Origin of the sequence: Klebsiella sp. GG_Kp175 (assembly GCF_040062325.1) — a bacterium.
GTDB classification, from domain to species: Bacteria; Pseudomonadota; Gammaproteobacteria; order Enterobacterales; family Enterobacteriaceae; genus Klebsiella; species Klebsiella quasipneumoniae.
In genome coordinates this window covers 1-10,809 of sequence record NZ_JBEAFX010000016.1, presented here as the reverse complement: position 1 = coordinate 10,809, position 10,809 = coordinate 1, and the positions used below count along the sequence as shown (strand labels likewise).

Annotated in this window: 9 protein-coding genes; 7 read left to right on the top strand and 2 right to left on the bottom strand. The window is 55.4% G+C overall.

What is annotated here, in order from left to right; all coding sequences use genetic code 11:
• The first annotated feature begins 114 nt into the window (after positions 1-114).
• The 5 genes from msrA to araC all read left to right on the top strand — a co-directional run bounded on the left by msrA (position 115) and on the right by araC (position 6,635).
• On the top strand, positions 115-753 hold the full coding sequence (gene msrA, locus ABLU73_RS20330; RefSeq protein ID WP_004206486.1) for a peptide-methionine (S)-S-oxide reductase MsrA: 639 nt from the start codon (positions 115-117) through the stop codon (positions 751-753).
• A 180-nt stretch (positions 754-933) separates the two neighbouring features.
• Positions 934-2,271: a hemolysin family protein gene (locus ABLU73_RS20325; protein WP_004206485.1), complete on the top strand. Its 1,338-nt coding sequence runs from the start codon at positions 934-936 to the stop codon at positions 2,269-2,271.
• Positions 2,272-2,471: 200 nt separating this feature from the next.
• Positions 2,472-3,704: an oligosaccharide MFS transporter gene (locus ABLU73_RS20320; RefSeq protein ID WP_264924173.1), complete on the top strand. Its 1,233-nt coding sequence runs from the start codon at positions 2,472-2,474 to the stop codon at positions 3,702-3,704.
• A gap of 18 nt (positions 3,705-3,722) precedes the next feature.
• Positions 3,723-5,732 (top strand): beta-galactosidase, encoded by a 2,010-nt coding sequence (locus ABLU73_RS20315; RefSeq protein WP_017900584.1) that lies wholly within the window; start codon positions 3,723-3,725, stop codon positions 5,730-5,732.
• 30 nt (positions 5,733-5,762) lie between these two features.
• Positions 5,763-6,635, top strand: coding sequence for an arabinose operon transcriptional regulator AraC (gene araC, locus ABLU73_RS20310; RefSeq protein WP_004206480.1), 873 nt, complete (start codon positions 5,763-5,765; stop codon positions 6,633-6,635).
• 61 nt (positions 6,636-6,696) lie between these two features.
• Here araC and ABLU73_RS20305 read toward each other — a convergent pair whose 3' ends face one another.
• On the bottom strand, positions 6,697-6,903 hold the full coding sequence (locus ABLU73_RS20305) for a DUF1107 domain-containing protein (protein WP_002886707.1): 207 nt from the start codon (positions 6,901-6,903) through the stop codon (positions 6,697-6,699).
• Positions 6,904-7,227: 324 nt separating this feature from the next.
• Between ABLU73_RS20305 and ABLU73_RS20300 the strand changes: the two genes are divergently transcribed.
• Positions 7,228-7,785, top strand: coding sequence for a YtfJ family protein (locus ABLU73_RS20300; protein WP_004206478.1), 558 nt, complete (start codon positions 7,228-7,230; stop codon positions 7,783-7,785).
• On the opposite strand, the gene cysQ is transcribed toward ABLU73_RS20300, so the two are convergent.
• Positions 7,775-8,518, bottom strand: a complete 744-nt coding sequence (cysQ, locus tag ABLU73_RS20295) for a 3'(2'),5'-bisphosphate nucleotidase CysQ (RefSeq protein ID WP_004206477.1) — start codon at positions 8,516-8,518, stop codon at positions 7,775-7,777. The genes ABLU73_RS20300 and cysQ overlap by 11 nt on opposite strands.
• Positions 8,519-8,709: 191 nt before the next feature.
• Between cysQ and cpdB the strand changes: the two genes are divergently transcribed.
• A complete protein-coding gene (gene cpdB, locus ABLU73_RS20290; RefSeq protein WP_032456889.1) occupies positions 8,710-10,653 on the top strand; it encodes a 2',3'-cyclic-nucleotide 2'-phosphodiesterase in 1,944 nt (647 codons plus the stop codon).
• Positions 10,654-10,809: the final 156 nt, after the last annotated feature.

The window sequence follows — 10,809 nt, the reverse complement described above, 5'->3', positions numbered from 1 at the left end:
CAATAACCCAAATAATTCTTATGTATTAATCTAGACGTATTACGCGTATTTATTGTGTTAAAAGACACGCTTCGTTACAACCTTAACGACGATTTCTGTATTGAGAGGCCCACCGTGAGTCTATTTGATAAAACGCATCTTGTCGCCCAGGCGGATGCGCTGCCTGGACGCAATACCCCGATGCCAGTGGCGACGCTCCACGCAGTTAACGGCCACTCGATGACCAACGTCCCGGCGGGGATGGAAGTGGCACTGTTCGCCATGGGCTGCTTCTGGGGAGTTGAACGTCTGTTCTGGCAATTGCCGGGGGTTTACAGCACCGCCGCCGGCTACACTGGCGGCTATACGCCCAATCCGACCTATCGCGAAGTGTGCAGCGGCCAGACCGGTCACGCGGAAGCGGTGCGCGTTGTCTACGATCCACAGGTCATCAGCTATGAGCAGTTATTGCAGGTGTTCTGGGAAAATCACGACCCCGCGCAGGGCATGCGACAGGGTAACGACCTCGGCACCCAGTACCGTTCGGCGATCTATCCGTTGACGCCGGAACAGACGGCAGCGGCAAAGGCCAGCCTCGCGCGCTTCCAGGCGGCGATGAACGACGCGCACGATACCCGTCACATCACCACCGAGATCGCCACCGCCAAACCGTTCTACTATGCCGAGGACGATCACCAGCAGTATCTGTATAAGAACCCGCATGGCTATTGCGGCATTGGCGGCATTGGCGTCTGCCTGCCGCCTCAGGCGTAATTCTGATTTCCGCCTCAACAGCGAGGCGGTTAATGAACGCTCTGGCGGCTTTACATTCCCTTACGCTATACTACCCAGTGTGACAGCCGGTCCAGCGCCTTCGGACCGGTTTTTTATGTATTCCACATTTAAGTTATCAACTTCCCTTCCGAGGATCTGACCTCAACGGTCAGAAAAGATATGTTAAACAGTATTTTAGTAATACTCTGTCTGATAGCCGTCAGTGCGTTTTTTTCGATATCGGAAATCTCACTGGCCGCCTCACGTAAAATCAAACTGAAACTGCTGGCCGATGAAGGCAACGTCAACGCACAGCGGGTGCTGAAGATGCAGGAGAACCCGGGCACCTTCTTTACCGTCGTGCAGATTGGCCTCAACGCCGTCGCCATTCTTGGCGGTATCGTGGGCGACGCGGCTTTCTCACCGGCGTTTCATAGCCTGCTCAGCGGGTATTTGTCACCGGAGCTCTCCGAGCAACTGAGCTTCATCATCTCTTTTACCCTGGTCACCAGCTTGTTCATCCTGTTTGCTGACCTGACTCCGAAACGCATCGGTATGATTGCGCCCGAAACCGTGGCCCTGCGCATCATCAACCCGATGCGCTTCTGCCTGTTAGTCTTCCGCCCGCTGGTGTGGTTGTTTAACGGCATGGCCAACATGATCTTCCGCATCTTCAAACTGCCGATGGTGCGGAAAGACGATATCACCTCCGACGATATCTATGCCGTGGTCGAAGCCGGCGCGCTGGCCGGGGTGCTGCGCAAGCAGGAGCATGAGCTGATTGAGAACGTGTTCGAGCTGGAGTCCCGCACCGTTCCTTCCTCCATGACCCCGCGTGAAAGCGTCATTTGGTTTGATTTGCATGAAGACGAGCAGAGCCTGAAGAATAAAGTGGCCGAACACCCGCACTCGAAGTTCCTCGTCTGTAATGAAGATATCGACCACATTATCGGTTACGTCGATTCCAAAGATCTGCTGAACCGCGTGCTGGCGAACCAGAGCCTGGTGCTGACCGGCGGCGTACAGATCCGCAACACGTTGATCGTCCCGGATACCCTGACCCTGTCCGAAGCGCTGGAAAGCTTCAAAACCGCCGGGGAAGACTTTGCGGTGATCATGAATGAATATGCGCTGGTGGTCGGGATCATCACCCTTAACGACGTGATGACAACTCTGATGGGCGACCTCGTCGGCCAGGGGCTGGAAGAGCAGATCGTCGCCCGCGATGAAAACTCGTGGCTAATCGATGGCGGTACGCCGATTGATGACGTGATGCGCGTGCTGGATATCGACGAGTTTCCGCAGTCCGGGAACTACGAGACCATCGGCGGCTTTATGATGTTTATGCTGCGTAAAATCCCCAAACGCACCGACGCGGTGAAGTTCTCCGGCTATAAGTTCGAGGTCGTGGATATCGATAACTACCGTATCGACCAGTTGCTGGTGACCCGCATCGATAACAAGCCCACGGTGCTGGTGCCCAAGCAGGCGGAAGCGGCGGAAAGCCAGAACGCCTGAGCGTAATCCTTTCTCTCTCTTAAGGGCGGATGATCATCCGCCCTTTTTATTGCCCGAATGTGAAGCGGCTCACGCCCCTCTGCCGATAGCAGATTATTACTGCTCGATAGCGAAACGTTTATGACTCCCCCGTGCGCAAAAAGGTAACGTTGCTCGCGTCTACACGATCATATTCCTGAATAAAGGAAGCGAGGGTTACCATGATAACGTCGAATAAAAATTACTTTATCAGCTGTCTGTTTTTCCTGTTTTTCTTTATAGGCTGGGGATGCTGCTACCCCTATTTATCACTGTGGTTAACGGAAACCATCGGTATTAACTACACGGACGTCGGTCTGGTTTATTCTTTCACCGCCATTGTGGCCGTCTGCGTTCAGCCATTATTCGGTTTTATATCGGATAAGCTGGTGTATCGTAAGAATCTGATGTGGATGCTGGCGATCATTATCACCTTATTCGCTCCATACTGGATCTATGTCTTCGCGCCTCTGTTAAAAATAAATGTGTTCCTTGGCGCGCTGGCTGGCGGCCTCTATATTGGCATGGCCTACGGCGCAGGCTGCGGGATTTGCGAAGCCTACATCGATAAGGTCAGCCGCGCCTCCGGCTTCGAATTTGGTCGGGCGCGGATGTTTGGCGGCATCGGCGCTGCGATCGGCACCTTTGCGGCAGGAAAGCTCTACGGCATCGATCAGAACATGATTTTCTGGCTGGCCAGCGGCGCAGGCGTCTGTCTGCTGGCGATTGTCTGGAAAATGCAGATCAGCACCCATCAAAAGCAAGGGCTGCTGTCCGGCAAAACGTCGCCGGTTACCCTCCGCGATGCCGTCTCGTTGTTAAAAATTAAAAAATTCTGGTTCTTCGCCCTCTATGTCATTGGCGTCGGGGCGGTCTATGAAACCTATGACCAGCAGTTCGCTATCTACTACAGCCATTTCTTTGAGAGTAAAGCCCGGGGTGCAGAAGTCTTCGGTTATTTAACCACGGGTCAGATTTTCCTTGATGCCATCGTGATGTTCTTTGCGCCATGGTTTGTGAATAAAATCGGCCCGAAAAATGCGCTGTTATACTGCGGGCTGATTATGAGCTTGCGCATTATCGGTTCCGCGTGGGCTATTGGCCCGGTATCCATCAGCATGATTAAACTACTCCATGGATTTGAAAGCTCGGTGTTACTCGTCGCGGCGCTTAAATATATTACCGCTAACTTTAACCCCCTGCTTTCCGCGACGGTTTACTTAATTGGCTTCCAGTTTTCAAAAAGCTTTAGCTCTATTTTTCTCTCCACCGGCATCGGCCATATGTACCAGAGCATGGGCTTTACCAGCAGCTATATCGTGCTCGGTAGTATCGCCCTGTGCTTCACGCTCATTTCGTTTATCACGCTGGATAAAGCACGCGTGTTCTCTTCACAACCTGTGCCCGCGAATTAATGTCAGGAGGTAGTCTGCATGTCTCAGTTATTTTATGGCGTGGCGTATTACGATGAATATATGCCGGAAGATCGGCTGGCCAGCGATATCGCCTTAATGCGCGAAACCGGCATTAACGTGGTGCGTATCGCCGAGTCCACATGGAGTACACTGGAGCCCGAAGAGGGCCAGTACAATTTCTACCATATCGACCGGGTGCTCGAGGCGATGCATGAGGCCGGCATTGCGGTCATCGTCGGGACGCCCACCTACGCGGTCCCGGCCTGGCTGGCGGCGAAACATCCCGATATTCTGGTCACCACCGTCGCGGGGCAGCAAAAATATGGTCCGCGGCAGATCATGGATATCGTCAACCCGACCTTTCGCCGCTATGCCGAAAAAATTATCCGCACGCTGATGGCCCATGTGCAACACCATCCGGCGATTATCGGCTGGCAACTGGATAACGAAACCAAGCATTACGACAATATTGGCCGCTATATGCAGGAGGGCTTCGTGCGCAGCCTGCAGGAGAAATATCCAGACCTCCGACAACTGAATCACGATTTCGGTCTGGATTACTGGAGCAACCGCATTGACCGCTGGCAGGATTTTCCGCCGGTGGAAAACACCATCAACGCCAGCCTCGCCTGCGCCTTCTCCCGCTATCAGCGCCAGCAGGTCACCGAGTATCTGGCCTGGCAGGCGGAGATTGTGCGCGAGTACGCCCAACCGCACCAGTTCGTCACCCACAACTTCGATTTTGAATGGCGCGGTTACTCTTACGGCGTGCAGCCGCGGGTCGACCATTTTGCGGCGGCGCAGGCGCTGGATATCGCCGGCGTCGATATCTATCACCCGAGCCAGGCACACCTGACCGGGCGGGAAATCGCCTTTGGCGGCGCCATCACCCGCTCGCTTAAGCCGGGCCAGAACTACTTCGTGCTGGAAACCCAGGCGCAGGGCTTCGCCCAGTGGACTCCCTACCCGGGCCAGCTGCGCCTGCAGGCGTTCAGCCATATCGCCTCCGGCGCCGCCATGGTCTCCTACTGGCACTGGCATTCGATTCATAACGCCTTCGAAACCTACTGGAAGGGGCTGCTCAGCCACGACTTCTCGCGTAACCCGACCTGGCAGGAGGCCACCACTATCGGGGCTGACTTTGCCCGCCTGTCGCCGCAGCTGGCGGAGCTGAAGGCCGAAAACGACGTTGCGCTGCTGATAAGCAATGAGGCAATGGACGCCCTCAATCACTTCCGTCCTGGCGATGCCGAGGGCAACATTTATAACGATATCTTTCGCCGCTTCCACGATGCGCTGTATGACCACAATATCAGCCTCGACATCATCCACGATGTAAACGAGGAAACCTCGCGCTACCGAGTGCTGATCGTTCCCGGCCTGTACGCTGCCGATGATGGCCTGCTGGCGCGGATCAATCACTATATCGCCGAGGGCGGCAGAGCGCTTATCGGCTTTAAATCGGGCTTTAGCGATGAAAACGTCAAGGTACGCCGCAGCGCGCAGCCTGGGATCCTGCGGCAGAGCTGCGGCGTCAGCTACAGCCAGTTCACCCTGCCGGAAGGGACGACGGTAAGCTCTTGCTGTGCAGAGATTGATTGCCGCAATGACAATCAGGCTGAGCTGTGGATGGAATTGCTGACGCCCGATGATGGGACCCGCACCTTGCTGCGCTATCAGCATCCGGCATGGGGCGAATACGCCGCCGCCACCGAAGCGGATTATGGCCGGGGACGAGCGATGTATGTTGGCTTCCTGCCGCAGAAGGGATTGATTAGCCAGCTGTTTGATGTACTAACCGCCGATATCGCATTGCGCTCGCGCACTTCCGCCTATCGCTTCCCATTAGTGGTCAAAAAAATGCGTAATCGCGCCGGGAAAACCATCCACTTCCTGTTCAATTACTCCGGCGAGACGCTGGAATTTGTCAGCGAGACCGCGGGTAGCGCGCTGCTGAGCGGGGAGACAATATACGTCGGCCAGCCGTTGCGCCTCAGGGCCTGGGAATTTACTATCATCGAAAGCTAACGACGCGGCGGCGCTCAGGTGGGAGAGAGAATGGAACTGGATATCAATGAGCTACTCAATTTCTCGCCATTGATGAAGACCTTTACCTTCAATGCCTGGGTCGTCGCAGGCTTCACGCCGATTACCCGCGGCTCCACGCTGGACTACTACATTAACCGCCCGCAGGGGATGAAAGGTTACATCATTAATCTGACCCTGCGCGGCCAGGCGCGGGCGAAGGCGGGCGATGGCTTCCTTCTGTGCCGGGAAAACGATCTGCTGCTGTTTCCTCCCGGGGTGCCCCATCACTACGGCAGGGACGAGCACAGCGAGTATTGGGACCATCTGTGGATCTACTTTATCCCCCGCCCCTACTGGATAGACTGGCTAAAGTGGGACCAAACTACTCACGGTATCGGCAAAACAACCATTAACGATCCCGAACAGCTCCAGCAGCTGCGCGATCTGTTCTACGAAGTGATACGCCATCACTCGGCATCCGCGCCGCTGTCGGAAGCGCTGGCGATGAACGCCCTGGAAAGATTGATCCTTCACTGTTTTCAGCGACAGCCCATCAGCAACCGTCACGCCCACGACCCACGGATTAACGCCGTCTGCGACTACCTCAACGCCCATATTGCGCAGGAGGTAAAAATCGAGACCCTGGCGGCGATGGTATTTATCTCCCCTTCACGTCTGGCGCACCTTTTCAAAAATGAACTGGGGCAAACGGTTTATGCATGGCGGGAAACGCAACGCATCAACCGCGCCAGGTGGCTTATTCAGAGCACCTCGCTCCCGCTTAACAAAATTGCTTTATCGGTAGGCTACAGCGATCCGGTCTATTTCACCCGCTTGTTTCGTAAACATAACGGTATTCCACCGGGCGAATATCGCAAACGCTATGCGGAAATGAAGGGCTAAAAACATCAACGGCTCCCATCGGGAGCCGTCTTTTACCTACTACGTACTGCTACGTTTCAGGTTATGCCATCTCAGTTTGCAGACGCAACACCTGACGATTGACTTCGGACATCACTGACAGATGCAGCTTGTCCTTGACCTTCGGGATAAGGATTTTGCCCTTATCAAATTCAAATGCGCCAACGTCCTTGATGTACAACCGTCCACGAAACAGGATCTTCACGTACTTCGCCACTTGCAGCGGATTGTAGCGTTGGAAAATTTTCATTCTTCTCTCCTGCCAGGGTTACGCTCCTGTGGTGCCACAGTTAGCCCACGTATCGGGAGCGCAAATTTTAATGCCCTAAAACTATAGTCCAGAATCTCAGAGGGACCCAGTATGTATAAGTTTATTTACCCTTTGATGACAATAATTCAGAATTTTCGTTTCAGACATACGATGAAGTAAGTATAAGTCGCCGTTTTTCGACTAATTTGTGCGTCAACACGCAAACTGGCATCCTCATTGCGGGTAATCACCACCAATCGCACTTATGATTAAACGAGACCAAGTGGTCGGATCACCTGCACAAAAAATGATTAAGGAAACCGTATGACCCTACGTAGCATACTGGCCGCCTCGTTACTCCTCGTGCCGCTGCTGGCCTCAGCGCATAACTTTGTCGATGGCCAGCGCGTGGCGCCGGTCGGCGTCGCGGATCGGGGCGAATTAATTCTGGATAATGATAAGTTTAGCTATAAAAACTGGAATAGCTCGCAGCTGGCGGGAAAAGTGCGCGTCGTCCAGCACATCGCCGGACGCTCGTCAGCAAAAGAGAAAAATGCCAATCTGATCGAGGCGATTAAAGCGGCGGGCTTCCCGCACGATCGCTATCAGACCACCACCATCGTCAATACCGACGATGCCATCCCGGGCACCGGTATGTTTGTGCGCAACAGTATCGAAAGCAATAAAAAGCTCTTCCCATGGTCGCAATTTATCGTCGACAGCAATGGATTGGTGCGAAAAGCCTGGCAGCTGGACGAGAAGAGCTCGGCGATTGTGGTGCTGGATAAGAGCGGGCGCATCCAGTGGGCCAAAGACGGCGCGCTCACTCAGCAAGAGGTGCAGCAGGTGATCGACCTGCTGCATAAATTGCTTAATAAATAGAGACCCGGAAGCCGGGATTGAGGAAGGATTCACGCGGCGTGTAGTCGAGGGTTTTGCCCTGCCAGTCGTGAACATGCGCCCCGGCGGCGACCGCGACGGCATGGCCGGCGGCGGTGTCCCAGGTGCTGGTCGGCCCGAAGCGCGGATAGAGCTGGGCCTGGCCTTCCGCCACCAGGCAGAACTTCAGCGAGGAGCCGATGGAAGTGGTCTGGTGCTCGCCCAGTTGCTCAAGGTACTCCTGCAGCTCCGGATCGTTGCCATGGGAGCGGCTGATCACCACCAGCGGTGGACGGGCATCGCGGACCTGGATCTGCTTGCGCACGCCGCACTCTTCTTTCCAGGCTTTGCCTTTCTCCGCGCTGTACATCACCTTCATCACCGGCGCATAGACCACGCCCAGCGTCGGCTTGCCGTTTTCAATCAGCGCGATATTAACGGTGAACTCGCCGTTACGCTTAATAAATTCTTTGGTGCCGTCCAGCGGGTCGACCAGCCAGTAGCGCTGCCAGTGCTGGCGCACTTCCCAGGCCGGCGGGTCCTCTTCCGACAGAATGGGAATGGTGGCATCCAGCGCCTGCAGGCCGCTGACAATGACTTTATGCGCCGCGAGATCCGCCGCCGTGACCGGAGAATCATCTTTCTTGCTGGCGACGTTGATCGGCTGGTTTCCATCGTAAACTTCCATGATGGCATCGCCCGCGTTCCGTGCAAGCTGACATACTTGTTCTAACATTCTCCACCTCGTCTGGTTACAGTGGCGTTAACTTGTTGTTTTATTTATATCGCATCACCGCAAGTTCCGCTATCTGTGATAACGATGGCGGTTTCTCTGCCCGCTTTTCTGGCAAGATTCACATTTCTGTAAGCAACAGAATATAAATACATTTTCTTCTGTGCTATCGCTCATAAAAAAGGACGCCTCTGATGATTAAGTTTAGCGCAACGCTCCTGGCCACGCTGATCGCCGCCAGCGTCAACGCCGCAACGGTCGACCTGCGGATCATGGAAACCACCGATCTGCACAGCAATATGATGGACTTTGACTATTACAAAGATGCCGCCACGGAGAAATTCGGCCTGGTGCGTACCGCCACCCTGATTGAACAGGCGCGGGCAGAAGCGAAAAACAGCGTACTGGTGGATAACGGGGATGTCATCCAGGGGAGCCCGCTGGGCGACTACATGGCCGCCAAGGGACTGAAAGAGGGCGATGTTCATCCGGTGTATAAGGCGATGAATACCCTGAATTATGCCGTCGGCAACCTGGGCAACCATGAATTCAACTACGGCCTCGACTTCCTGCACAAGGCGCTAGCCGGGGCGAAATTCCCCTACGTGAACGCCAATATCATCGATGCCAAAACCGGCAAACCGCTGTTCACCCCGTACCTGATCAAGGATACCCCGGTTCAGGACAGCGAAGGTCAATCCCACACCCTGCGCATCGGCTATATCGGCTTTGTGCCGCCGCAGATCATGACCTGGGATAAAGCCAATCTTAGCGGCAAAGTGACGGTCAACGACATTACCGAAACCGCGCGCAAATATATCCCGGAGATGCGGGCGAAAGGGGCTGATGTGGTGGTAGTGGTCGCTCACTCCGGCCTCTCCGCCGACCCGTATCAGGCGATGGCCGAGAACTCAGTCTACTACTTAAGCCAGGTGCCCGGCGTTGACGCCATCATGTTCGGCCACGCCCACGCGGTATTCCCAGGCAAAGACTTCGCCAACATTAAAGGCGCGGATATCGCCAGAGGGACGCTGAACGGCGTACCGGCGGTGATGCCGGGAATGTGGGGCGATCATCTCGGGGTGGTCGATCTGGTGCTGAACAACGACAGCGGCAAATGGCAGGTGACTCAGAGTAAAGCGGAAGCACGGCCAATCTACGACGCGGTGGCGAAGAAATCGCTGGCGGACGAAGACGGTAAGCTGGTGGCGGTGCTGAAAGCCGATCACGACGCTACTCGCGAGTTCGTCAGTAAGCCGATCGGCAAGTCCGCCGACAACATGTACAGCTATCTGGCGCTGGTGCAGGACGACCCGACGGTGCAGGTGGTCAACATGGCGCAGAAAGCCTACGTTGAACACTACATTCAGGGCGACCCGGATCTGGCGAAACTACCGGTACTCTCCGCTGCCGCGCCGTTTAAAGTCGGCGGGCGTAAAAACGATCCGGCGAGCTTCGTGGAAGTGGAAAAAGGCCAGCTTACCTTCCGCAACGCCGCCGACCTCTATCTCTACCCGAACACCCTGGTGGTGATGAAGGTCAGCGGGAAGGAGGTCAAGGAGTGGCTGGAGTGCTCCGCCGGGCAGTTTAACCAGATCGATCCCGCCAGCAGCAAGCCGCAGTCGCTGATCAACTGGGACGGCTTCCGCACCTATAACTTCGACGTGATTGACGGGGTGAACTACCAGATCGACGTCACTCAGCCGGCCCGCTACGACGGCGAATGTCAGATGATCCATCCGCAGGCAGAGCGTATTAAGCACCTGACCTTCAACGGCAAACCGGTCGATCCGCAGGCCACTTTCCTGGTCGCCACCAATAACTATCGCGCGTACGGCGGTAAATTCGCTGGCACCGGCGAAAGCCATATCGCCTTCGCCTCACCGGATGAAAACCGTTCAGTGCTGGCGGCGTGGATTGGCGCGCAATCGAAGAAGGATGGCGCGATCCATCCGGCGGCGGATAACAACTGGCGTCTGGCGCCGATCCACAGTAAGACGCCGCTGGATATCCGTTTTGAGACCTCGCCTGGCGACAAAGCCGCGGCGTTTATCAAAGAGAAAGCCCAGTATCCGATGCGTCAGGTGGCCACCGATGATATCGGCTTCGCCATTTATCAGCTGGATTTGAGTCAGTAATCCCTGTTCCCCGGTGGCGCTGCGCTTACCGGGGCTACAAACCGGAGCTGACGGGTAGCCCGGATAAGGCGCCAGCCGCTATCCGGGAACATATCCCCGGCGGCGCTGCGCTTACCGGGGCTACAAACCGGAGCTGACGGGTAGCCCGGATAAGGC